The following is a 22,100-nucleotide window of genomic DNA, read 5'->3' as shown; positions in this document are numbered from 1 at the left end:
CCTGAGGACTATTTTGTGCCTGATTCATCCGAGCGGCGTGGGTTGAACACACTCAAGATAAATGCCCGGATATCGTCGATCTCTTGCGGATGCAGCCCGTGGGGCATCGGATACGTATGCCACTGTACCGGCTGATTCTGGCTTAGCAGCAAGTCGCGGCTGGTTTCGGCAAAGCTGATTGGGATCACCGGATCTTGCGTGCCATGAGCCATAAACACGGGGGTATCCGCATTGGCTGGATGGCGTTCTGCTGCAGTGGTGTTTCGCAGGGGCAGATAACCCGATAGGGCAATCAGGCCGGCCAGGCGATGGTCCAGACGTAGCCCGGTGTAGAGCGCCATGGCGCAGCCTTGCGAGAATCCAGCCAGAATAATGTTCTCCCGGGGACTACCGCGCTCGGCTTCGCGCGTGATCAGTGTATTAATGCTGCGTCGCATTGCGCGGATACCGTCGACATCTTCACGAGTGTCGCGGTTTACGCCGTAGGCGTCGTACCAGGCGCGCATGGGCATGCCTTGGTTGAGCGTCACCGGGCGCACGGGGGCGTGCGGAAACACGTAGCGAATGGCGGGGAGATCGGGGTGGCTGAGTTCGGGCACGATGGGGGCGAAATCGTGGCCATCAGCCCCCAGGCCATGCAGCCAGATGATGCTGTGCGTAGGTTCGTCGCCCGTGGTGCGTTCAATGGTTTCGAGTTCAGTATCCATCGGCTTGTTTGTCCTCAAAGTCGATCTGTTTCAGGGTCTGGAACAATGCCCGATAATGCTTTCGGACAGGCTCTTGGCCGGGGTTGCGGGCAAGGTTGTCTTTGGCCTCCTTGCGGGCGGCCCGGATCTGGTTGCGCAGCGCCTGGATATCCAACTGCGGAAACGATTGCAGGAGTTCGGTCAGTGCTTCGTCGCTCTCCAGCAGGCGGTCGCGCAGCGCTTCGAGGCGGTGCATGGATTGTGTTTGTTCGCGCGATCCGTTGGCCCATTCGGCCAGCTGCCGTCGCAGGGCTGTGGCGTCGGCATTGCGCAGTAACTTGCCCACGTAATGGGTTTGTCGCCGCCGTCCCTCGTGAGCATGGATGCGTTGTGCCAGGGCAATCGCATCACGCAGAGAGTCGTCCAACGGCAACTGGGCCAATCGTGCGGCGGGTAATTCGATCAGCTCTCGTCCGAGATCAAGCAGGGCGTGGAGGTCGCGCTTAACCTGGGATTTGCTGGGCGGCCGCTCGTCGCGGGTGGATTCTTCGTCCTGAAGGCGTTCGACCATGGGTTCAAGCATAAAATGGTGTCAATTGGCTATGATAACCGTCCTGACTCCGGCAGATTGCGTATGAACTCCCCCACCTCTGATCAATTCCTGGATATTCCCGCCCAGCAGGCACAGTTTCGTCAGCTGATTACCGATGCATTGCAATGTGCGGCAAAGGCGGGTGCATCCGATGCTGCCGCCGAAATCTCCGAAAGTCGCGGGCTTTCGGTGGCAGTGCGCCACCGCACGCTGGAAACCATTGAACAGACCCGCGACCGTTCTCTGGCGGTTACGGTCTTTGCCGGCCAGCGCCGGGGGTCGGCCTCCACCTCGGATTTTTCTGCCGATGCTATCCAGAAAACCGTGCAGGCGGCCTGGCATATCGCCCGGCATACCGCCGAAGATCCCGCCGCCGGTTTGCCGGAAGCCGAGCAGTTGGCCGCGCATTATCCGGATCTGGATTTGCATCATCCCTGGGATATTTCTGTGGACGATGCGGCCAGGATGGCGATTCAGGCCGAGCGCGCCGCGATTTCCACCAGCGGGCAGATCACCAATACCGAAGGTGCATCGCTGGATACTTCCGAGGGCCATTTTGTGTTGGGCAACTCGCGTGGTTTTCTGGGGGGCTACCCGTATTCGCGGCATAGCCTATCGGTTGCGCCCATTGCCGGCACGGGTGATGGTATGCAGCGAGATTACTGGTATACCTCGGCGCGCCGTGCGCAGGATCTTGCCGCACCTGCTCAGGTAGGCCGTTACGCGGCCCAGCGTGCGCTGTCCCGTCTTCATGCCCGCAGCCTTAAAACCGGCCGTTATCCGGTTCTGTTCGAAGCGCCGCTTGCAGTGGGCCTGCTGGGTGCCCTGGTGCAGGCTACCAGTGGTGGCGCCCTGTACCGCAAAGCCAGCTTTTTGCTCGATAGTCTGGGTAAACCCGTGCTGGCGGATCATCTGGATGTGGTCGAGAACCCCTATATTCCCGGTGCCATGGGCAGCTCCCCCTTTGACGCCGAAGGCGTGCGTGCCCAGGCTCGTCAGGTGGTGGATCAAGGCGTCCTTACGGGTTATTTCCTGTCCACCTACACGGCACGCAAGCTTGGTCTGGCCACCACTGGCAACGCTGGCGGCTCGCATAACCTCAGCTTGCGCTCACGGGCAACTCAGGTGGGCGATGATCTAGCTGCCATGCTGCACAAAATGGGCACAGGCTTGCTGGTTACCGAGCTCATCGGCCAAGGCGTCAATTACGTCACAGGTGATTATTCGCGCGGCGCCTTTGGCTATTGGGTACAAAACGGTATCATCCAGCATCCCGTGCACGAAATCACTATCGCCGGCAATCTGGCAGAGATGTTCAAGCAAATGGTGGCGGTGGGCGCCGATGTCCATGTGCGCGGTGCAAAGTCCACTGGTTCCATCCTGATCGAACAAATGGCGGTTGCAGGCCAATAAGGCTTACGCGGCTGCAGATACACAGTGTAATATCACAGCGTTACTGCACCTCATAACAAACAGGAGATCTTTCATCATGCAGCGTCGTGCATTTCTCAAAAAGGCCGGGCTGGGTGCTGTTGCCGGTACCGCCACTGTCGCAGTCCCTGCCATCGCGCAGACCACGCCCCAGCTCAACTGGAAGATGACGTCCACGTATTCGTCTGCGACGCCTGCCCTGTTTTCAACCGCGCAGCTGTTTTGCAGCATGGTCAAAGACCTCACCGACGGCAATTTCAATATCCGTCTGTATCCGGTGGGCGAACTCGTCCCTGGCTTTGGCGTCATGGATGCAGTCGGTAACCGCACTGTCGAGTGCGGCCAGACGGCTTCGTATTACTACTATGGCAAAAACCCGGCGTTTTGCTTTGATACCGCAGTGCCCTTCGGGCTTAACGTGCGCCAGATGAACGCCTGGATGCAAGAAGGCGATGGCCTCAAGCTGATGCGCGAGCTCTTCGCGCCCCGAGGCATCGTCAATTTCCCCCTTGGCAACACCGGCACCCAAATGGGCGGCTGGTATCGCAAAGAGATCAAAACACCCGAGGACATGAGGGGACTCAAAATGCGCACGGCCGGCTTTGCCGGCGAAGTCCTGTCGCGCATGGGCGTGGTGCCTCAGCAAATTGCCACGGGTGATATCTACCCGGCCCTCGAAAAAGGTGCCCTGGATGCCGTTGAATTCGTCGGGCCTGTCGACGACGAGAAACTCGGCTTCCAGAAAGTGGCCAAGTATTACTACTATCCGGGTTGGTGGGAAGGCTCTGCCCAGGTGTCGCTGTACGTCAACGACAAGGCCTATGCCGAACTCCCCAAAAGCTACCAGGCCGCCATTCAGGTAGCCTCGCGGGCAGCCGCCAACCACCTAGTTGAGTACTACGACAATAACAATCCGGATGCTTTGCGTCGCCTGATTGCTGGTGGTGCCGTACTCAAGAGCTTCCCGCGCGAGGTCATGGACGCTTCCTTCAAAGCCTCTGCTGAGGTGTACAAAGAGTTCTGCGACAAAGACGCGGGCTTCAAGAAAATCTTCGACAACTACATGGCCTTCCGCGATAACGTGGTGCCCTGGTTCCGTGTGGCCGAAGGCTCGTTTGATAACTACCTGGGTGCTGCCCTGGCGCGCCAGAAAAAATAATCTGGCTGGCCGGGCTCAGACGCCTGGTGGCAAAGCCCTCTGGCCGGCGAGCGCGAGCTTCGCCGCCAGAGGGCTTTTTACTTGCCAGGTTTGTGCTGGCACGCGCTGCTGTGTACAATGGTGGGATTTTCGTTTGCATTCACCTTTGTACGGGCCACCAGGTTTCTTTGCAGATATGCACCGTTTCTGGCGGGCATCCTTGCTGGCATCTGGCCAATAAGGCCCAGACAAAAAAGCGAAAATTTTTCATTTCTCTTAATCAGGAACACCATCATGAAGACCTTTGTGGCCAAGCCGCATGAAGTCAAGCGTGACTGGTTTGTGATCGACGCCAAGGGCAAGGTCCTCGGCCGTGTGGCCAGCGAAGTCGCACGCCGTCTGCGTGGCAAGCACAAACCCGAATTCACGCCGCACGTTGATACGGGCGATTACATCGTCGTCATCAATGCTGCCGATATCGTTGTCACCGGCGCCAAAGCGCAAGACAAACGCTACTATCGTCACTCTACGTACCCAGGTGGCATCACCGAAACCAACTTCCAGAAAATGCAGCAGCGTTTTCCGGGCCGTGCCCTGCAGAAAGCCGTCAAAGGCATGCTGCCCAAGGGCCCGTTGGGCTACGCCATGGCTAAAAAGCTGAAAGTCTATGCCGGTGCTGAGCACCCGCATACTGCTCAGCAGCCGCAACCCCTGGACTTCTGAGGATAGGCCACTATGATCGGTAATTGGAATTACGGCACTGGCCGCCGCAAGACTTCGGTGGCACGAGTGTTTCTCAAAAAGGGTACGGGCAAGATCATCGTCAACGGTCTCCCCGTTGACGAATACTTCGCTCGTGAAACCGGCCGCATGGTCGTGCGTCAGCCTCTGGCGCTCACCAACCACCTCGAGTCCTTCGACTTCCACGTCAATGTGCACGGTGGTGGCGAATCCGGCCAGGCAGGTGCAGTGCGCCACGGGATTACCCGTGCCCTGATCGAATATGATGAAACCCTGAAATCCCCGCTGAAACAAGCTGGATTTGTTACCCGCGACGCCCGCGAGGTCGAGCGTAAAAAGGTTGGTTTCCACAAAGCCCGTCGTCGCAAGCAGTTCAGCAAACGCTGATTTTGTTTCCCTGGCGTCTCTGGCGCCCGGCGATCCCAAAAACCCAGGCCGTGTGCCTGGGTTTTTGCTTGAGGGACATGTCATAATTTAAGTAGCCCCCTACATCTGGCCGCGTTTTGCCATGTCGCAGGCAGGCTTTCGTTTTTCAGACAGGACATTCGCATGAGCACACACACCACAGCACCCATCAAGGCCGGCATTGTCGGTGGAACCGGTTATACCGGGGTCGAGCTCCTGCGCCTGTTGTCGCAGCACCCCAACGTACAGTTGCACGCCATTACCTCGCGCAAAGAGTCCGGTATGCCGGTGGCCGACATGTTTCCCAACTTGCGCGGCCATGTCGGTTTGTGCTTCCAAACTCCTGAAGAAGCCGCTCTCGATCAATGTGATGTGGTGTTTTTTGCCACCCCGCATGGCGTGGCTATGGAGCAAGCCCCGGCATTGCTGCAACATGATGTCAAAGTCATCGATCTCGCCGCCGATTTTCGCCTGCAGGATGTCGATACGTTTCAGCAGTGGTACAAAATGCCGCATAGTTGTCCAACGGTGCTGCGCGATGCCGTGTACGGCTTGCCAGAACTCGACCGCGATCGTATCCGCCAGGCGCGCGTCGTAGGCAATCCTGGGTGCTATCCCACAACGGTGTTGCTGGGCCTGGCACCTGTGTTGCAGGCGGGGCGTCCATTGGTGGATATGAACCATATCATTGCCGATTCCAAGTCCGGGGTGTCGGGCGCCGGCCGTAAAACCCAAGTGGGCTCGCTGTTTTCTGAAGCCGCCGATAACTTTGCTGCCTATGGGGTTACCGGGCACCGGCATCATCCCGAGATCTCCGAGTGCCTTACCCGCATTGCCGGCCAGCCGGTTGGCCTTACCTTTGTGCCCCATCTGGTGCCGATGATTCGCGGGATGTTCTCCACTCTGTATCTGCGCATTTTGCCCGACGCCCTCGAGACGGATTTTCAGGCACTGTACCAAGAGCGTTACGTCGACGAGCCCTTTGTTGACGTCATGCCGGCCGGCAGCCTGCCTCAGACACGCTCGGTGCGGGCCTCCAATATGCTGCGCATTGCCGTGCATCGGCCTGCAGGCGGCGACACCCTGGTGGTGCTGGTGGTGCAGGATAATCTGGTCAAGGGGGCCGCGGGCCAGGCTGTACAAAACATGAACCTCATGTTCAATTTCCCAGAAACCACCGGGCTGCAACAGGTGGCGGTTCTGCCCTAGAGGCCTGTCATGACACCTTATCCTTCTCAAAGGCACGGGATGCGGCACTGGTTTCTGAGGATGCTGAAACTTGGCTTGGCCATGCTGCTTGCGTTTTTGGCAGGCGCCGCGGCCATGCATCTGGGTATGCATGCAGATGACCAAGACCACATGCAAGCGATGCAAACCCAGTTGGCCACTCAGCAGGCTGATCTTAACCAGGCGCGTGCCGATTTGGCTACGGCGCATAACCAGGCGGATGTGCAGGCAGGTACCCAGCGTGCCTTGCAGGATTCTCTGACCAATCTGCAAACGCAGCTGTCTCAGGTACGAGACCAGCTCTCTTTTTACGAACAACTCATCCCGCCCGGCCCTGCGGGTACACTGACGATTCGCGCCCTGGATGTTCAACCTGATGGCGAGTTTCTGCGCTATCGGGTATTGCTCACGCGCAATGCAGAAGCCGGGGCCGAGCCCTTCAAAGGCCGCATGCGCTTTGTGGCCCAGGCAGTGCAACAGGGTAAAACCGTTAAAATAGACCTTAATCCCGCGCAGGCAGAAGGCGGTGACGCCACGCCTGCAGAGCCCGCCGATGCCTTGAGCCTGGTGTTTAATCAGTTTCAGCGCAGTACCGGGGTTCTGCAGATGCCCAGCCAGGTGCAGATACGCGCTGTGCGCCTCGAGATCCTCGAAGGTGACACCGTGCGTGCTACCGAAGATGTTGCTTTAAATCGCACGGGCAATCCCGTGCAGGAGTCCCAGCCATGATGTCCGCAGATCACGTCAATCTCGATGTCCCGCCCAGCCCATTGGTTTTTACAGATGCCGCAGTGGCAAAAGTACGCGAGCTCATGTCCGAAGAAAACAACACCGCCCTCAAGTTGCGTGTGTTTGTGCAGGGGGGAGGCTGTTCCGGGTTTCAGTACGGATTCACCTTTGACGAAGACGTCGCCGAAGATGACACCACCATCGAGCGCGATGGCGTTCAGTTGCTGGTTGATGCCATGAGCTTTCAATACCTGGTGGGGTCCGAGATCGATTACAAAGACGATCTCGAAGGCTCGCAATTTGTGATTCGCAACCCCAATGCCAACACCACCTGCGGTTGTGGCTCGTCGTTTGCCCCCTGATTAAGCTGGGTACAAACATCCGGCAATGGTGGCCTTGGGCGCACCGGTAACTGCCGGTAGACATGCCGCATAACCGCATAGGTGCGCGTGGGCCAGCCAGGCAAACGCCAGGGCTTCAACTGACTGCACCGGCACGCCGTGCGCCTGGGTGGTTTCCAGCGTGCAGGGCAGGGCTTGCGCCAACGTGTGCATCAGATGTGTGTTCAGTGCACCGCCGCCACAGACCAGTACCTCTTTGGTATCTGGTGCGTGTTGCTCGATGGCCTGCCTGATTGTCTTTACAGAGAACTGCAGCAGGGTGGCCTGTACGTCGTTGTTGGAGATTGCCTGCGGTAATGTCTGCAGGTGGGTGCGCAGCCAGGCAAGATTAAAAAGATCACGGCCCGTTGATTTGGGTGGCGGCAGGCCAAGCCAGGGCTCTGCCATCAATGATGCCAGCAACTGTGGGTTGCATTGGCCGCTGGCGGCCCAGGCGCCGTCCTTGTCAAACAACACGCCCAGGTGCTGCCGGGCCCACGCATCCATCAGCATATTGGCTGGTCCGGTATCAAAGCCGCGCACCGGCGCGCTCAGCACAGTAAGGTTTGCGATACCGCCAAGATTCAAGATCACCCGGCCTGGCTTATTACCAAACTGCGCTGCATGGAAAGCCGGGACTAAAGGGGCACCTTGGCCGCCCGCCGCCACGTCGCGGCTGCGAAAATCCGCCACGACTGCAATGCCGGTGCGCTCTGCCAGGCGTGCAGGTGCGTTGATCTGTATGGTGTAGCCGGATTCTGGCACGTGCCGGACTGTTTGTCCGTGTGCACCAATGGCATGGATGGCAGTGGCTGGCAAGCCTGCATCCTGCAGCAAGGTGGTGACGACGTCGGCGTAACAGTCTGCCAGCGTGTTGGCTGCCTGGGCGGCACGGGCTAGCTCATCGTGGCCGGTAGTGTTCAGTGCCAGAAGGCTGTCGCGCAGAGTCTCCGGCAAAGGCAGGCTGGCGCTGGCCAGTATCTGGATGCCGGTAACGGATTTTTGTGTAGGATCGGGTGGGGTGGAGATCTGTGTCAATACACCGTCGATGCCGTCGGTGCTGGTACCTGACATCAGGCCGATATAGTAGCCATCCATCGGCTGGATCATGTTGGATACCCTTGAAGGGCCTGGCTGGCCAGCCCTGAAGTGGGCTGGCCCGGAAAATGACCAGCCCCGGAATAACTAGCGGGAGGCCACCTGGATGCGGCTGTCTTGCAGCTTGGCCAGCATTTGCATCTGGGGCTGATAGCGGGCAACCAGAGTCTGGAATGCTTTTTTATCGGCGGCTTCAAGAGGGCGGGCGACGGGGAGATCGACTGCCAGAGGATCGACCGGCCGGTTATTGATGCGGAATTCGTAGTGCAGGTGAGGCCCAGTAGCCCAGCCTGTTTGGCCCACATAGCCGATCAGTTGCCCTTGCTGGATATGGTCGCCTTTTTTGATGCCTTTGGCAAAGCGGCTTTGGTGTGCGTACAGCGTGGAATACTGGCCAAAGTTTTTGAGGATGATGACATTGCCATACCCGTTTTGCTTGCCGATAAAGGCTACCGTGCCATCGGCTGTGGCATGGATGGGTGTGCCAGACGCCGCGGCGTAATCCACCCCTTTGTGGCCTGCCCAACGCTTGTGGACGGGGTGCATGCGCATCCCGAACCGGGAGCTGATCCGAGTAAATTTGATGGCGGTGCGTAAAAATGCACCCTTTAGGCTGGCGCCTGAGAAATCGTAGTAGCTTGCCTGGCCTTGGCTGTTTTTGAACCAGACAGCACTATATTTTTTGCCTTTGTTGATGAACTCGAGTGCGCGGATTTGTCCGGAGCTGACTTCTTCGCCATCGTGCATGTAGGTGTCGTACACCACACGGAAGCGGTCTCCCTTGCGGAGGTCTTTAAGGAAGTCGATGCGGCTGCTGAGAATATCGACCATCTGCAGGGTGACGGCATCCGGCAGCCCGGCGTCGTCAGCAGCGCCAAACAAAGAACTGTTGATCTCACCCTCAGCTACCCGGGTTTCTTGTACGGCGGCAGTGGTGCGCTCTTGGGCAGTGAAGTCTCCCTGCTTGTCGGGGCTGATTTCGAGCCATGCCGACTGAACACCTGATTTGATGCTGGAGCCTGGGGTATGTGCATAGCGCAACCACACCATATCGCCTGCGTCGTTGAGTGCTGCTTGCACCGTGCGGCCCGGGTACAGCTTGTAAATGGATCGTGCACTTTTGTCGTGCGTAAGAAACGCCAGTAAGCCGTCTTCGTGGACACCCAGGCGGTTAAGCAGGTCGGAGACAGTGTCTCCGCGGCGGATGCGTGTGGATGCCACATAGGGGGCGGCATCGTGTTCATCCAGGGTTCCCATGGGTGGGAGATCCAGCGTTTGCCGGGCCTGGAACACAGGTTCTGGGGGAGCGGAGGGCTTGACGACCGCCAGTGCGGCAGCGGTGAGGAAAAGGCCACCCGCGGCAAACAGCAAACTACGGGTGATATGGCGGTGACGGTGTGTCTGGTAGGCGTCAGGCATCATGGGCAAAAGAGAATTTGGAGGGTCTGTGTGCGAGGCACCGTTATCCTGCTGCAGGCGGTCGCGCAAAAAAAGGTATTGCTGCGGGCATTGCTAACAGATAACCCGGCAAGCGGCTCTGCTAATATGGGCGCTCTTGAGGGTTCGGGTCTTGTTGTGTTGTACAGAAGCTGCGATGGCACGTTATGCTAGCGCATTAATCCCGATTTTTCGAGCATTTTTTTAATTTTTCTGATAAAGCCAGTATCATGTCGTCCCCCAGCGCCCCTGAAGACCCCCAGATTACGCACGATCTGCGTGTGGCTCAGCGCGGCTGCGACGAGCTTCTCGTTGCCTCCGAATTTGCCACCAAGCTTGCGCGCAGTCACGCAACCGGCACGCCTTTACGTATCAAACTTGGGCTTGATCCTACCGCGCCAGATATCCATCTGGGCCATACGGTGGTGCTCAATAAAATGCGCCAGTTACAAGATCTTGGTCATACCGTTATTTTTTTGATCGGTGATTTCACCGCGCAAATTGGCGACCCCAGTGGGCGCAATGCCACCCGGCCGCCGCTTACCCCAGAGCAAATCCAGGAAAACGCCAAAACGTATTATGCCCAGGCCAGCCTGGTGCTGGATCCTACCCGTACCGAGATCCGCTATAACTCCGAGTGGTGTGATGCATTGGGCTCTCGTGGCCTGATCCAGCTGGCTTCGCGTTATACGGTGGCCCGCATGATGGAGCGCGACGATTTCACACGCCGCTTCAAGGGTGGCGTGCCTATCTCTGTGCACGAATTCCTCTACCCCTTATTGCAAGGATACGATTCAGTTGCGCTGAAGGCCGATCTCGAACTCGGCGGCACCGACCAAAAGTTCAATCTTCTGGTTGGACGTGAGCTGCAAAAAGAATATGGCCAGGAGCCCCAATGCATCCTCACGATGCCGCTGCTCGAAGGTACAGACGGTGTCGAAAAAATGTCCAAGTCCAAGGGCAATTACATTGGCATCTCCGAGGTACCAGACTCCATGTTTGGCAAGTTGATGTCTATCTCGGACACCCTGATGTGGCGCTATTTTGAGCTCCTGTCGTTTCGATCCCTCGAAGACATCGCCGCCTTGCAGGCAGAAATCACGGCGGGACGCAATCCGCGCGACGCCAAGGTCATGCTGGCGCAAGAGATCGTTGATCGCTTCCACGGTGCGGGCAAGGGCGCTCAGGCACTCCATAACTTCAATGCCCAGTTTCGTGATGGCGCCGTTCCTGAAAATCTGCAAGAAATCACGGTGGGCGCTGCACCCATGGGTATTCTTAAGGTGCTGCGCGAGTCCGGGCTGGCAGCGTCCGCTTCTGAAGCCCAGCGCAACATCCAGCAAGGTGGTGTGCGTATCGATGGCGATCGAATCGAAGACAAATCCTTGCAGCTTCCGGCCGGCACGTATGTCATGCAGGTTGGCAAGCGCAAGTTTGCCCGGGTCACCCTGACCTAGGCTGCTTTTTCCGGAGGGCCCATGAAACTGCACAGTGAATCCTTTCCCGATCAGGGGGTCATGCCCGAACGCAATGCTTTTGGGCGCATCGATCCGCAGTCCCATATCGCCCTGGCGGGTAACAATAATCCGCATCTGGCCTGGTCTGACGTGCCCGAAGGGGTGCGCTCGTTTGTGGTGCTGGCAGTCGACCCCGACGTGCCCAGCCGTCCTGATGATGTCAATCAGCCAGGCCGTGAGGTACCCGCCGATTTGCCGCGTACCGATTTCTATCACTGGGTGTTGGTGGATATTGCCCCCGAGGTTCGCACCCTGGCCGAAGGCAGTTATGGTGCAGGCATTACGCCTCGTGGCAAGGCGGGGCCGCTGGCCTTGGACAACACCCGGCAGGGGCTCAATGGCTATACCCAGTGGTTTGCCTCTGATCGCGACATGAATGGCGACTACTTTGGCTACGACGGCCCGTGCCCGCCCTGGAACGACGCGTTGGTGCACCGGTATGTGTTTACGGTCTATGCCCTGGATGTCGCCGAACTCTCGCTCTCCGGGCGCTTTGGCGGTGCGGAAGTTCTGGCCGCTATACAGGGGCATATCCTGGATCAGGCGTCGATCACCGGAACCTACACGCTCAATCCTCGGCTGCATGCGCTGTAAGCGACGTGCTTCGCGCTAGAATGATCTGATTTCCTGTGCGTATTGGCGCGCAGGCCCCTTTTTATCCCTCGTCTCCAGGATCTTTCATGTTTGACCGCTCCCGCACCCTTGACCAGGCTGATCCCGCTATCTGGGCTGCCATTCAACAAGAAAATGTCCGCCAAGAACAGCACATCGAACTCATCGCGTCCGAAAACTATGCCAGCCCCGCAGTCATGCAGGCACAGGGCACCCAGCTTACCAACAAGTACGCTGAAGGCTACCCTGGCAAACGGTATTACGGCGGTTGCGAGTTTGTCGACATTGTTGAACAACTGGCTATCGACCGAGTGAAAGAGATCTTTGGTGCCGAGTGCGCCAACGTGCAGCCCAACTCGGGCTCGCAGGCCAATCAGGGTGTCTACATGGCGGTGCTCAAGCCCGGTGATACGGTGCTGGGCATGAGTCTGGCCGAGGGGGGGCACCTTACTCATGGGTCATCTGTCAACGCATCAGGCAAGCTTTATGATTTCCACTCCTATGGCCTGGATGCCAACGAGGTTCTGGACTACGACAAGCTCGAAGAACTCGCCCGCACGCTCAAACCCAAGCTGATCGTCGGGGGCGCTTCTGCCTACGCTTTGCGTATTGATTTCGAACGCATGGCCCGTATTGCCCACGATAACGGTGCCCTGTTCATGGTGGATATTGCCCACTATGCCGGCCTGGTGGCTGGTGGGGTGTATCCCAATCCCGTGCCGCATGCCGATTTTGTCACCACCACCACTCACAAATCGCTGCGTGGGCCGCGGGGCGGCGTCATCCTGATGAAATCCGAGTTCGAAAAAGTCATCAATTCGGCAATCTTCCCGGGCATTCAGGGGGGGCCGCTGATGCACGTGATTGCAGCCAAGGCAGTCGCCTTTGGCGAAGCCCTGCAACCCGAGTTCAAGGCCTACGCTGCCCAGGTGGCTGCCAACGCGCAGGTATTGGCAAACACGCTGGTCAAGCGCGGCCTGCGGATTGTCTCCGGGCGCACTGAAAGCCATGTCATGCTGGTCGATCTCCGTGCCAAGGGCATCACCGGCAAGCTGGCCGAGGCTGTTTTGGGCGAAGCACACATCACAGTCAATAAAAACGCCATCCCCAACGACCCCGAAAAGCCTTTTGTCACCAGCGGTATTCGTCTGGGTACCCCGGCCATGACCACTCGTGGCTTCAGAGAAGCCGAAGCCGAGCTTACCGGTAACCTGATTGCCGATGTGCTGGACAATCCTCAGGATGCCGAGAATATTGCCCGAGTGCGTGGGCGGGTTCACGAGCTCACCACCCGATTGCCTGTGTACCGCTAAAACAGGACGGGCGCCGAAGGGCGCTCGAAACGCCCATGAAGTGCCCGTTTTGCAGTTGCGCTGACACCCAGGTGGTGGATTCGCGAGTTTCCGAAGAAGGCGACACCATTCGTCGTCGACGGCGCTGCACGGCCTGTGATCGGCGCTTTACCACCTACGAGCGCGTCGATCTCATGATGCCGGCTGTTGTCAAGCGCAATGGCACCCGGGCTGATTTCGATCCATCAAAGTTGCACGCCAGCATGGCGCTGGCGTTACGCAAGCGGCCTGTCAGTGCGCTTGCGCTGGATGCTGCCGTGGTGCGTATCCAAGAAAAGCTTCTCACCAGCGGCAAGCGCGAGGTTCCATCCGACCACATCGGCGAGCTTGTCATGGCCGAGCTCAGGCAGCTCGATCAGGTGGCCTATGTGCGGTTTGCATCTGTGTACCGCAGCTTTGAAGACATCCGCGAGTTCGTCCACACGATTGACGAATTCAAGGGACACGACCATGGCCCCCGTTGATTCGTCCGGCCAGAATACCGAAGATCACCGTTGGATGCGCCGTGCGCTGACAGTGGCCGAGCAGGCCTTGTTTGTCAGCCATCCCAATCCGCGGGTGGGATGTGTGCTGGTGCGCGACGGCCGTTGGCTGGTTGAAGGCAGCACCCAGCAGGCAGGCGAGCGCCACGCCGAGGCACAAGCCCTTTGGCTGGCCCAACAGCAAAACATCGATGTGCGCGGTGCCACCGCGTATGTCACCCTCGAGCCCTGCAGCCATCAGGGACGCACGCCCCCCTGCGCGGATGCGCTGGTGGCCGCAGGTATCTCGCGTGTCGTGGTGGGGATGCAGGATCCCAATCCCCGGGTGGCCGGGCAGGGGATTGCGCGCCTGCAGGCCGCGGGTATCACCGTACAAACAGGCCTATTGGCCGAAGATGTCCTGGCACAAAACCCTGGATTTTGCGCTCGTATGACGCGTGGCACGCCTTGGGTGTGGTTGAAATCTGCCGCCTCATTTGATGGTCGTACGGCACTGGCCGATGGGCGGTCTCAGTGGATCACCGGTGATGTGGCCCGCGCAGATGGTCATCGCTGGCGTGCACGTGCGGGCATGGTACTTACCGGCATTGGCACTGTACTGACGGATAACCCGCTGCTGGATGTTCGAGCTGTGTCTACGCCCCGTCAGCCTGTGCGAGCGGTGCTCGACACCCAGTTCATCATCTCCGAGCAAGCCCGTTTGTTCAACGGCGATCCCGTTTGGGTATTCACTGCCCGCGCAGACGCGGGCAAGGCTGCGCGCCTGGCCAGCCGTAATGTGCGGGTGATCGTCTTGCCCACGGCCCCAAATGGCGGGCTGGATCTTGCCGCCCTGTTCCGCTGGGCCGGTAGTAACGAAATCAATGAAGTCCATGTCGAAGCCGGTGCCCGGCTGCAGGGCGCGCTGGTGGCTGGTGGGTATGTCGACGAGTGGGTGGCGTATATGGCGCCCAGCGTGGTGGGCGATGGCCAAAGCCTGGCCGCATTGCCAGAGCCACTGACGTCTCTGGATCATGCTTACCGGTTTCAGTTTCTCGATGCCCAGCCCATGGGTGCCGATTTGCGCCTTAGATTGCGCCACCCCGGCCACTGGCAGGCACTGCGCCAGGCCTGCGGCCTGACAGAACGCCCGGCCTGAGCCCCGGTCATCCCCAATTCTCTCGTGGATCAGACATCATGTTTACAGGTATTGTCGCTGCGCTTGGTCGCATTACAGAAATTCGTCCGCTAGGAGACCCCGAAACCGCCGGTGTCCGTCTTGTGATTGATGCCGGTAACCTACCTTTGCAACGTGCCCGGCTGGGTGATTCAATCGCAATACAGGGTGCCTGCATGACAGTGGTTGCCTTGCATGAAAGTGCTTTCGAGGTGGATGTCTCGCGCGAGAGCCTGGCGCGCACGTGTGGCCTGAATGCTGAAGGCGAAGTCAATCTCGAGCACGCCTTACGTCTGGGTGACAGTCTGGACGGCCATCTGGTGTCCGGACACGTTGATGGTGTGGGCAAGGTTACCCGGCTGGATCCCGTTGGAGAGTCTGTCGAGTTTCGCCTGTTGGTGCCGGCGCATCTGTCGCAATATGTGGCCTACAAGGGCTCGCTAACCGTCAACGGCGTAAGCCTTACGGTGAACCAGGTGCTGGATGACGAGCAGGGTGCAGAGGTTTCGATCAACCTGATCCCGCACACCTTGCAAATGACCACCTTGCGGCTGCTTGAGGTAGGTAGCCAGGTTAATCTGGAGATCGACATGCTGGCCCGTTATGTCCAACGTATGGTCGGGCATATCCAAAACCCCAGTCCGTCGCCTTAAGCCGCGTCTTGCTGTCTGCGTCACCTGCAAACGGGATCTGGCCCGAAAAATACAGATCGCCAGAAGGGTGATCTGATCGAACGCTTTGGGTCGGTGGAATATCATCAGCCTTTGTCTGCACATACCCGGACGATTCCTTTAAGCCAGTTTTCTGCTTAGGTGCCCGCGTGTTGGGGTGGTGCCTGCCGTCCCATGCCCGGATTAACAGCCAATCATTATTCTGCTAGAATAGCGGACTTCGCCCATAAATAAGTGGTGTGGATTAGGACAGGTGGCCGAGCGGTTGAAGGCGCACGCCTGGAAAGCGTGTATACGTTTATAGCGTATCGGGGGTTCGAATCCCCCCTTGTCCGCCAGATTGTTCAAACCCCTGCAAACAGCGTGTTTGCAGGGGTTTTGTTTTGGCCTGTTAGCCTGCATCCCACAGCGTTTGCTGTGGCGATTTTTGCTGGTCGTAGGCGGGGTCGTCGGGGAAGCGCCCGTTGTCGTCGGCCCAGAGCACCTGAAAGACGCGGATGGACTCGCCAAACCGGCTGCTGGCCTGGGCCACCCGTTGCTTGAGGACAAACGGTGTGGAGACATCGCGCAGTTGCACCGGGATACGCACGGCCTGCCCTGGCAGGGCCTGGTCGGCCAGCCCGCCGTGTTGGCGGGCATAGGCCACTACGTCGGATATCACATCCATGGCCAGTTGGCTGTCCAGTGTGCCCGTGAGGATAAGCTCGGGGTGTTTGGTGCGAGCCAGGCCGAGGGTGTGGATGAACCACGTGGCTGGATCCATGTCGTCGTCGGAGACGATGAGGTGGGTGTAGTCGTGCCACTTGAGTTTGTCTTCCAGAAAGCCTTGCAGCTTGCTCCGGTTTCTTTCTTCTTCTGATGTGGCCATATGTCTTGATGTGAGGTGGGCAGAGGATAGGCGCTGGCCCCGCGGCCAGCCCCGCCCGTATTATCAGCCCATCCCGGGGACAGTATTGGAGAAGCCGCAGTCGACGTGCAGGATTTCACCGGTGATGCCTGATGCCAGGTCAGACAGCAGGAAGGCGGCTGCGTTGCCGACGTCCTCGATGGTGACGTTACGGCCCAGCGGAGACTGGGATTCGACGTATTTCAGCATGTTGGAAAAATCGCGGATGCCGCTGGCCGCCAGGGTTTTGATGGGGCCGGCCGAGATGCCGTTGGCGCGCAGGCCCTGTTTGCCCATGGATTTGGCCAGGTAACGCACGCTGGCTTCGAGGGAGGCCTTGGCCAGCCCCATCATGTTGTAGTTGGGGATGGCTTTTTCGGCGCCCAGGTAGGTTAGTGTAAGCACCGAGCCCTGGCGCCCTTTAAGCATGGGCAGCGCAGCCTTGGCCAGCGCTGGGAAGCTATAGGCCGAGATATCGTGTGCCACGCGAAAGTTTTCACGTGTCATGCCATCCAGGAAATCGCCCTCCAGGGCGTCACGGGGTGCAAACCCAATCGAGTGCACCAGGCCGTCCAGGCCATCCCAGTGTTGGCCCAACGCGGCAAACGTGGCCTCGATCTGGGCGTCGTCGCCGACATCACAGGGGATGACAATATCGCTGCCCAGATCTTTAGCGAAACCCCGTACGCGATCCTCAAAGCGCTCACCGACATAGGTGAGTGCGAGTTCAGCGCCCTGAGCGCGGCAGGCGTGGGCGATGCCGTAAGCGATGGAGCGATTGGACAGTACGCCGGTGATCAGAATGCGTTTGCCGTTGAGAAAACCCATGATGTGTGGTCCTGTGAGTGAGATCAGCCCTGGACATCCGTGCCCGGTACGCGCAAGCGTTGTCCGGTGGATAGTGCAGAGCCTTTAAGATTATTGAGCTTACGCAGTGCGTCAACCGATGTGTTGTAGCGTCGTGCCAGGGAGTACAGGGTATCGCCCTTGCGGATGGTATGCGTGCGGACACTGGGTGCGCTGGGCCGCAGGCTGGCGGTTTGCTTGGCCGTGCGGGCTTGCTGCGCGGTATTGCCCGCTGGCTGCACACTGGCGGTGGCTTCTCTGTTTGGCGTGTACGAGGCCAGTAAAACGCCTGCGTTGTTGGGCGCTACAGGTGTTGGCACCAGCAAAGTGGCAACCTTGGCCCGGGTTTGCCTGGACGACAGATTGTTGGCCTGACGCAGGGCATCCAGCGTGATGTTGTGCGCCTTGGCGATGCTGGCCAGGGATTGGCCCCGCTTTGGATGCACGACCTGCCAGGAGGACAGGCTGCCGGTGTAGGTTTTCAGGTTGCTGTTAAAAACCGCCACTTTATCCAGCGGCAGATGTAGCGCAGGATTGTGCGCAGCCAAAATAACCGGACGGTTATAGGATGGGTTTAGTGCGCGGAAGTCTTCGACCGGCATTTCGGCCAGGGCTGCCGCCACGGCGATATCCATGTCACGGCTTTTGTGTACGGTGGTGAAATAGGGGGCGTTGCTAACCTTGGGCAGCAAGATGCCGTATTTCTCGGGGCGGGCGATGATGTTTTTGATGGCCTGCAGCTTGGGTACATAGTTGCGGGTTTCATCAGGCATGTCCAGCTGCGTATAGATGGGCTCGTTGCCCTGACTGACAGCTTTATCCAGTGCCCTTTTAACCGAGCCCTCACCCCAGTTGTACGACGCCAGCGCAAGGTACCAGTCGCCCTGAAAATCGTACAGGTAGCTCAGGTAATCCAGGGCTGCCTGTGTGGATGCGACGGGATCGCGCCGTTGGTCGCGCCACCAGTCTTGCTGCAATTTGTAGTGCAGTCCGGTGCTGGGGATAAATTGCCACAGGCCTGAGGCCTTTGATCGCGACAAGGCGTTGGGATTGTAGGCAGACTCGACAAACGGCAGCAGGGCGAGCTCGGTGGGCAGGCCGCGGCGGTTAAGCTCGTCGACGATGTAATACAGGTATTTGCCTGCTCGCTGGCTCATGAGCAGCACCGACTGCGGGTGCTCGGCGTAGTAGTCTGTCCAGTAATCGACGCGTTCGCTGTGCAGATTGGGGATGGCAAATCCACGCCGGATGCGGTCCCACATGTCGCGTGGGGGGTGAGTGAGATCGACTGTGCGGGAGGTGTCCTCTGCCACGTAAGCCTGGCGATCTTTTGAACCTGGTTGGGTAGCACAACCGGCCACAAGCAGCAGCAAGAGTGGAAATATCAGGCGCAGGATTCTCATGTCTGGATCATCTGAAGTTGTTCTTCCATTCGCGCAGACACGCGAAAACTGTTTCGGGTGTCGTTAATCGGGTGGCAGCATGCTGGTTGGCAGCCGCCTGGACATCAGGGTGCCGGGTGCGCAGAAACGGGTTGGTTTGCAGCTCCAGGCCCAGACGCGACGGCACAGTAGGCAAGCCTTGTGCGCGCAAATGCGTGGTTTCCTGGGCACGCGCTTGCAGTGCGGTGTTGGCCGGCTCTACTTGTAAGGCCCAGCGGATATTGGATGCGGTGTACTCATGAGCACAGCACACCAATGTGTCTGGCGCCAAACTTGCGATTTTACTCAAGGATTGCAACATTTGTGCAGGGGTGCCTTCAAACACCCGGCCGCAGCCTGCCGCAAATAGTGTATCGCCACAAAAAACGATGTTGGTATCGGGGCTGATTTGCCCCGTGTAGGCGATGTGTCCGGCTGTGTGGCCGGGGATGTCGAGTACCTTGAACTGCAGGCCGCATCCTGGCAGCGTGATTTCATCGCCTTCGCCTAGCAAGGTATCGCAGCCCGGGATTTTTTCAAGACGCGGGCCGTAGACGTGCGCGCCCGTTAGCTGTTGTAATGCCTGCATCCCGCCGGTGTGATCATGGTGGTGATGTGTGATCAGGATGGCTTCCAGCGTGCAACCCTTGGGCAGCCGCTGCAAAACGGGCTCTGCTTCGCCGGGGTCTACCACGACGGCATGGCCGTTTTTTTGTACCATCCAGATATAGTTGTCGGAGAGTGCCGGGACAGGTGTCAGCGTAGCCGGCGCGTCGGTAGACACAGAAAGGGAATTCATGGCAAAGGAGTTAGGGTGGCACCGCATCGTGCAATGCCAATCGAGTTAGCTGAGTGGCTGGAAACGCCGGCAGGCCAGTATGTGCGCACCTGGGAGCAACAGCAGGTAGACGCGATGGTCAGCAACGCATTTGGCTATCATGCCATACAAATTGGCCTGCCGCACTGGGATCTGTTGCGTGCCAACCGGATTCCTTACAAAGCCTGGGCGCACAGCCCCGATGCCCCGTTTGGCACGCGGGCGGGGCGCCTGATCTGCCAGCCAGAGCAACTGCCCTTTGATAGCCAAAGCGTGGATCTTATCGTCATGCCGCATACTCTGGAATGGTGCGACGATCCGCACCAGGCCTTGCGCGAGGCCGAGCGTGTCTTGATGCCCGAAGGGCGCGTTGTGATGACCGGTTTCAACCCTTACAGTTTATGGGGCCTGCGAGAATCACTTCCTGGCCTGGCCTTGCAACTGCCTATCCCCGTGCCATCCCAGGTGGCGCCCTCACGCCTGAAAGACTGGTTCAAGCTGTTATCCTTCGAGCTCGATCGTGGCCGGTTTGGCTGCTACTCGCCGTTGTGCGCCAGCGAGTCCTGGCTGCAGCGCTGGCGATTTATGGAGCACGCCGGAGACCGCTGGTGGCCGGCGGGCGGCGCGGTGTACGCCATTGCAGCCGTCAAGCGGCTGACGGGCATCCGGCTGGTGGGGCCCGCCTGGCGCAAGGGCCGGCGGCGGCGCGTTCGGCGCGACGTCGTGGTCCCGGTGGCTAATCAGGTTGAAGATACAGGACGGTAGTGGCTGGCCAGGCCAGCCCGCCATCTAAATAAGGATTTCATGAGTTTGACAACAGACACGCCGCAGTCTGCGGCGGCACAGACCAATACGGGCGCAGCCGACGAGCGTTTGTCCCATGTGGAAATCTGGACAGACGGTGCCTGCAAGGGCAATCCTGGCCCTGGCGGCTGGGGCGCCTTGTTGCGCCAAGGCAAGTTTGAAAAAACCCTGCACGGCGGAGAACCCCTGACCACCAATAACCGGATGGAACTGATGGCGGTGATTCAGGCGTTGCAGGCACTGAAGCGCCGCTGCGAGGTGACGGTGCATACGGATTCCGTGTATGTGCAAAAGGGGATGACGCAGTGGCTGGCCAACTGGAAGCGCCGCGACTGGCGCACCGCCGACAAAAAGCCGGTTAAAAATGCTGATCTCTGGCAAGCCCTGGATAAGCTGGCTGCCCAGCATGAACTACACTGGCGTTGGGTAAAGGGCCATGCGGGCGACCCCGGCAACGAGCGCGCTGACGCGCTGGCCAACCAGGGCGTCGATTCCATGCGCTCACCCTCATCTTAAGTAAAACCTATGCGTCAAATTGTCCTGGATACTGAGACCACCGGCCTGGAGCCTGAGCAAGGCCACCGCGTGGTAGAGCTTGCCTGTATAGAGATCATCAACCGTCGCGTCAGCAAGCAACACCTGCATCTGTACCTGAACCCTGATCGGGACAGCGACCCCGAGGCGTTAAATGTTCATGGCCTGACCACCGAATTTTTGTCTGCACATCCCCGGTTTCCAGAGGTGGCGGGGCAACTGGTGGAGTTTGTGCAGGATGCCGAAGTCATCATTCATAACGCGGCATTTGACGTCAAGTTCTTGAATGCCGAGCTTAAACGTGCCGGGTTGCCCGTGTTTACGGATTTATGCGGCAAGGTCACAGACTCACTGGCTGTGGCGCGCGAGATGTTTCCGGGCAAGCGCAACAATCTGGATGCGCTGTGCGAACGGTTTGGTATTTCCAATGCGCATCGCACCCTGCACGGCGCCTTGCTGGATTCAGAGCTTCTGGGCGAGGTGTGGCTGGCCATGACCCGTGGCCAGAACTCGCTGCTGGGGGATCCCTCGGATCGCAACCGGCGCCGCGGCCAGGGGGCTGATTCGTTTGCGGGTACCCGGTTTGATGCCTCGGGCCTTCCCGTCATTACCGTGTCAGACGCTGATCAGCAGGCGCACGAAGCCTATCTGGACGGCCTGGACAAGGCTTCGGGCGGACGCAGCCTTTGGCGAGAGCTGGAAGCGGGTGAAACTGCTGACGCTGCCAGCACCGAGAGCCCCTTGGCAGGCTGAGAGCCGGCTTAACGACTGTCTGCGGTTTTTTTAGGTTTCGTGTACAATTTCGGTCTTTCCAGTCGGCTGCCTTTGCGTGTCTTGCGCATCTTCTGGCAGCATCCCGATTGGGCGGTTAGCTCAGTGGTAGAGCACTGCCTTCACACGGCAGGGGTCACAAGTTCGAACCTTGTACCGCCCACCATCTAAATCCCCATAAAATCAATCAGTTACGCGATTTTTGGGCTCTACCCCATAATCGGGGGATACGCATTCATCGGCTCTACCCCATAATCGGGGGATACGCATTCATCAGACACGGTTGATCACACCGTTCCAGCCGCATTGAGCCAAGACTCTTAAGCGGTAATTCTCAAAATTCCTGAAGCCATATGCACGGCGCGAG

General features: G+C 58.8%; 24 protein-coding genes and 2 tRNA genes. 18 read left to right on the top strand and 8 right to left on the bottom strand.

From position 1 onward, the window contains the following. Window positions 1-8 precede the first annotated feature (8 nt). A complete protein-coding gene (locus WA928_RS09235) occupies window positions 9-707 on the bottom strand; it encodes an alpha/beta hydrolase (protein ID WP_424302595.1) in 699 nt (232 codons plus the stop codon). Next, window positions 697-1,269, bottom strand: coding sequence for a ribosome biogenesis factor YjgA (gene yjgA, locus WA928_RS09230; RefSeq protein ID WP_424302592.1), 573 nt, complete (start codon window positions 1,267-1,269; stop codon window positions 697-699). The genes WA928_RS09235 and yjgA overlap by 11 nt, the downstream gene beginning before the upstream one ends. Before the next feature lie 51 nt (window positions 1,270-1,320). On the opposite strand from yjgA, the gene pmbA reads away from it, so the two are divergent. The 7 genes from pmbA (at window position 1,321) to erpA (ending at window position 7,311) form a co-directional block, all read left to right on the top strand. After that, the gene (pmbA, locus tag WA928_RS09225; RefSeq protein ID WP_424302589.1) at window positions 1,321-2,691 is read left to right on the top strand and encodes a metalloprotease PmbA; all 1,371 of its coding nucleotides are present in this window, start codon (window positions 1,321-1,323) and stop codon (window positions 2,689-2,691) included. Window positions 2,692-2,767: 76 nt separating this feature from the next. Further along, window positions 2,768-3,868: a TRAP transporter substrate-binding protein gene (locus WA928_RS09220; RefSeq protein ID WP_424302586.1), complete on the top strand. Its 1,101-nt coding sequence runs from the start codon at window positions 2,768-2,770 to the stop codon at window positions 3,866-3,868. A 273-nt stretch (window positions 3,869-4,141) separates the two neighbouring features. Further along, the gene (gene rplM, locus WA928_RS09215) at window positions 4,142-4,570 is read left to right on the top strand and encodes a 50S ribosomal protein L13 (RefSeq protein ID WP_043685031.1); all 429 of its coding nucleotides are present in this window, start codon (window positions 4,142-4,144) and stop codon (window positions 4,568-4,570) included. 12 nt (window positions 4,571-4,582) lie between these two features. Then, entirely contained in the window at window positions 4,583-4,975 is a 393-nt protein-coding gene (gene rpsI / locus WA928_RS09210; RefSeq protein ID WP_424302583.1) for a 30S ribosomal protein S9, read from the top strand. Between the two features lie 162 nt (window positions 4,976-5,137). Next, window positions 5,138-6,202 (top strand): N-acetyl-gamma-glutamyl-phosphate reductase, encoded by a 1,065-nt coding sequence (gene argC / locus WA928_RS09205; protein WP_424302580.1) that lies wholly within the window; start codon window positions 5,138-5,140, stop codon window positions 6,200-6,202. A 60-nt stretch (window positions 6,203-6,262) separates the two neighbouring features. Then, the gene (locus WA928_RS09200; protein ID WP_424302577.1) at window positions 6,263-6,949 is read left to right on the top strand and encodes a DUF6776 family protein; all 687 of its coding nucleotides are present in this window, start codon (window positions 6,263-6,265) and stop codon (window positions 6,947-6,949) included. Next, window positions 6,949-7,311 (top strand): iron-sulfur cluster insertion protein ErpA, encoded by a 363-nt coding sequence (erpA, locus tag WA928_RS09195; RefSeq protein WP_424302878.1) that lies wholly within the window; start codon window positions 6,949-6,951, stop codon window positions 7,309-7,311. Before WA928_RS09200 ends, erpA begins: the two co-directional genes overlap by 1 nt. Here the strand turns inward: erpA and WA928_RS09190 are convergent, their stop codons facing one another. Together WA928_RS09190 and WA928_RS09185 are read right to left on the bottom strand one after the other, a co-directional pair. Beyond that, the gene (locus WA928_RS09190; RefSeq protein WP_424302574.1) at window positions 7,312-8,439 is read right to left on the bottom strand and encodes an anhydro-N-acetylmuramic acid kinase; all 1,128 of its coding nucleotides are present in this window, start codon (window positions 8,437-8,439) and stop codon (window positions 7,312-7,314) included. It lies immediately after the preceding gene. 75 nt (window positions 8,440-8,514) lie between these two features. Further along, on the bottom strand, window positions 8,515-9,915 hold the full coding sequence (locus tag WA928_RS09185; protein ID WP_424302571.1) for a peptidoglycan DD-metalloendopeptidase family protein: 1,401 nt from the start codon (window positions 9,913-9,915) through the stop codon (window positions 8,515-8,517). A gap of 179 nt (window positions 9,916-10,094) precedes the next feature. Here WA928_RS09185 and tyrS point away from each other — a divergent pair, with 179 nt between their 5' ends. The 7 genes from tyrS (at window position 10,095) to WA928_RS09150 (ending at window position 15,992) form a co-directional block, all read left to right on the top strand. Next, window positions 10,095-11,321: a tyrosine--tRNA ligase gene (gene tyrS, locus WA928_RS09180; protein WP_424302569.1), complete on the top strand. Its 1,227-nt coding sequence runs from the start codon at window positions 10,095-10,097 to the stop codon at window positions 11,319-11,321. A 21-nt stretch (window positions 11,322-11,342) separates the two neighbouring features. Then, entirely contained in the window at window positions 11,343-11,975 is a 633-nt protein-coding gene (locus WA928_RS09175) for a YbhB/YbcL family Raf kinase inhibitor-like protein (protein WP_424302567.1), read from the top strand. An 86-nt stretch (window positions 11,976-12,061) separates the two neighbouring features. Beyond that, window positions 12,062-13,306: a serine hydroxymethyltransferase gene (glyA, locus tag WA928_RS09170; protein ID WP_424302564.1), complete on the top strand. Its 1,245-nt coding sequence runs from the start codon at window positions 12,062-12,064 to the stop codon at window positions 13,304-13,306. Between the two features lie 35 nt (window positions 13,307-13,341). Then, entirely contained in the window at window positions 13,342-13,809 is a 468-nt protein-coding gene (nrdR, locus tag WA928_RS09165) for a transcriptional regulator NrdR (protein WP_424302561.1), read from the top strand. Continuing rightward, window positions 13,796-14,965: a bifunctional diaminohydroxyphosphoribosylaminopyrimidine deaminase/5-amino-6-(5-phosphoribosylamino)uracil reductase RibD gene (gene ribD, locus WA928_RS09160; RefSeq protein WP_424302558.1), complete on the top strand. Its 1,170-nt coding sequence runs from the start codon at window positions 13,796-13,798 to the stop codon at window positions 14,963-14,965. Before nrdR ends, ribD begins: the two co-directional genes overlap by 14 nt. A gap of 38 nt (window positions 14,966-15,003) precedes the next feature. Beyond that, complete coding sequence (locus WA928_RS09155; protein ID WP_424302555.1) at window positions 15,004-15,636, top strand: riboflavin synthase; 633 nt, start codon at window positions 15,004-15,006, stop codon at window positions 15,634-15,636. Window positions 15,637-15,901: 265 nt separating this feature from the next. Beyond that, a tRNA-Ser gene (locus tag WA928_RS09150) sits at window positions 15,902-15,992 on the top strand. 53 nt (window positions 15,993-16,045) lie between these two features. Here the strand turns inward: WA928_RS09150 and WA928_RS09145 are convergent. From WA928_RS09145 to gloB, 4 genes are all read right to left on the bottom strand, one after another. Then, window positions 16,046-16,522 carry a DUF4262 domain-containing protein gene (locus WA928_RS09145; RefSeq protein WP_424302552.1) on the bottom strand — a complete coding sequence of 159 codons (477 nt, stop codon included), beginning with the start codon at window positions 16,520-16,522 and terminating at the stop codon, window positions 16,046-16,048. Between the two features lie 63 nt (window positions 16,523-16,585). Then, window positions 16,586-17,368: an enoyl-ACP reductase FabI gene (gene fabI / locus WA928_RS09140; RefSeq protein ID WP_350382836.1), complete on the bottom strand. Its 783-nt coding sequence runs from the start codon at window positions 17,366-17,368 to the stop codon at window positions 16,586-16,588. A 23-nt stretch (window positions 17,369-17,391) separates the two neighbouring features. Continuing rightward, window positions 17,392-18,789: a transglycosylase SLT domain-containing protein gene (locus tag WA928_RS09135; RefSeq protein WP_417252102.1), complete on the bottom strand. Its 1,398-nt coding sequence runs from the start codon at window positions 18,787-18,789 to the stop codon at window positions 17,392-17,394. Between the two features lie 7 nt (window positions 18,790-18,796). Then, window positions 18,797-19,591, bottom strand: coding sequence for a hydroxyacylglutathione hydrolase (gloB, locus tag WA928_RS09130; protein WP_424302875.1), 795 nt, complete (start codon window positions 19,589-19,591; stop codon window positions 18,797-18,799). A gap of 30 nt (window positions 19,592-19,621) precedes the next feature. Here gloB and WA928_RS09125 point away from each other — a divergent pair, with 30 nt between their 5' ends. From WA928_RS09125 to WA928_RS09110, 4 genes are all read left to right on the top strand, one after another. Continuing rightward, a complete protein-coding gene (locus WA928_RS09125; protein WP_417252100.1) occupies window positions 19,622-20,389 on the top strand; it encodes a class I SAM-dependent methyltransferase in 768 nt (255 codons plus the stop codon). Between the two features lie 39 nt (window positions 20,390-20,428). Further along, the gene (gene rnhA, locus WA928_RS09120; protein WP_424302547.1) at window positions 20,429-20,944 is read left to right on the top strand and encodes a ribonuclease HI; all 516 of its coding nucleotides are present in this window, start codon (window positions 20,429-20,431) and stop codon (window positions 20,942-20,944) included. A gap of 9 nt (window positions 20,945-20,953) precedes the next feature. Next, window positions 20,954-21,715, top strand: a complete 762-nt coding sequence (gene dnaQ / locus WA928_RS09115) for a DNA polymerase III subunit epsilon (RefSeq protein ID WP_424302544.1) — start codon at window positions 20,954-20,956, stop codon at window positions 21,713-21,715. Between the two features lie 109 nt (window positions 21,716-21,824). Continuing rightward, window positions 21,825-21,899 (top strand) — tRNA-Val (locus WA928_RS09110). The last annotated feature ends 201 nt before the right edge of the window (window positions 21,900-22,100 follow it).

It is taken from the genome of Castellaniella sp. (genome assembly GCF_049651205.1).
Classification (GTDB): Bacteria; Pseudomonadota; Gammaproteobacteria; order Burkholderiales; family Burkholderiaceae_B; genus Castellaniella.
Note: the sequence above shows the minus strand (reverse complement) of the source record. Positions and strands in the feature narration are given on the sequence as shown.

Coding starts and splice junctions, on each gene's coding strand:
- WA928_RS09235 (WP_424302595.1), bottom strand. CDS start 707: ATGGATACTGAACTCGAAACCATTGAACGCACCACGGGCGACGAACCT.
- yjgA (WP_424302592.1), bottom strand. CDS start 1,269: ATGCTTGAACCCATGGTCGAACGCCTTCAGGACGAAGAATCCACCCGC.
- pmbA (WP_424302589.1), top strand. CDS start 1,321: ATGAACTCCCCCACCTCTGATCAATTCCTGGATATTCCCGCCCAGCAG.
- WA928_RS09220 (WP_424302586.1), top strand. CDS start 2,768: ATGCAGCGTCGTGCATTTCTCAAAAAGGCCGGGCTGGGTGCTGTTGCC.
- rplM (WP_043685031.1), top strand. CDS start 4,142: ATGAAGACCTTTGTGGCCAAGCCGCATGAAGTCAAGCGTGACTGGTTT.
- rpsI (WP_424302583.1), top strand. CDS start 4,583: ATGATCGGTAATTGGAATTACGGCACTGGCCGCCGCAAGACTTCGGTG.
- argC (WP_424302580.1), top strand. CDS start 5,138: ATGAGCACACACACCACAGCACCCATCAAGGCCGGCATTGTCGGTGGA.
- WA928_RS09200 (WP_424302577.1), top strand. CDS start 6,263: ATGCTGAAACTTGGCTTGGCCATGCTGCTTGCGTTTTTGGCAGGCGCC.
- erpA (WP_424302878.1), top strand. CDS start 6,949: ATGTCCGCAGATCACGTCAATCTCGATGTCCCGCCCAGCCCATTGGTT.
- WA928_RS09190 (WP_424302574.1), bottom strand. CDS start 8,439: ATGATCCAGCCGATGGATGGCTACTATATCGGCCTGATGTCAGGTACC.
- tyrS (WP_424302569.1), top strand. CDS start 10,095: ATGTCGTCCCCCAGCGCCCCTGAAGACCCCCAGATTACGCACGATCTG.
- WA928_RS09175 (WP_424302567.1), top strand. CDS start 11,343: ATGAAACTGCACAGTGAATCCTTTCCCGATCAGGGGGTCATGCCCGAA.
- glyA (WP_424302564.1), top strand. CDS start 12,062: ATGTTTGACCGCTCCCGCACCCTTGACCAGGCTGATCCCGCTATCTGG.
- nrdR (WP_424302561.1), top strand. CDS start 13,342: ATGAAGTGCCCGTTTTGCAGTTGCGCTGACACCCAGGTGGTGGATTCG.
- ribD (WP_424302558.1), top strand. CDS start 13,796: ATGGCCCCCGTTGATTCGTCCGGCCAGAATACCGAAGATCACCGTTGG.
- WA928_RS09155 (WP_424302555.1), top strand. CDS start 15,004: ATGTTTACAGGTATTGTCGCTGCGCTTGGTCGCATTACAGAAATTCGT.
- WA928_RS09145 (WP_424302552.1), bottom strand. CDS start 16,522: ATGGCCACATCAGAAGAAGAAAGAAACCGGAGCAAGCTGCAAGGCTTT.
- fabI (WP_350382836.1), bottom strand. CDS start 17,368: ATGGGTTTTCTCAACGGCAAACGCATTCTGATCACCGGCGTACTGTCC.
- WA928_RS09135 (WP_417252102.1), bottom strand. CDS start 18,789: ATGAGAATCCTGCGCCTGATATTTCCACTCTTGCTGCTGCTTGTGGCC.
- rnhA (WP_424302547.1), top strand. CDS start 20,429: ATGAGTTTGACAACAGACACGCCGCAGTCTGCGGCGGCACAGACCAAT.
- dnaQ (WP_424302544.1), top strand. CDS start 20,954: ATGCGTCAAATTGTCCTGGATACTGAGACCACCGGCCTGGAGCCTGAG.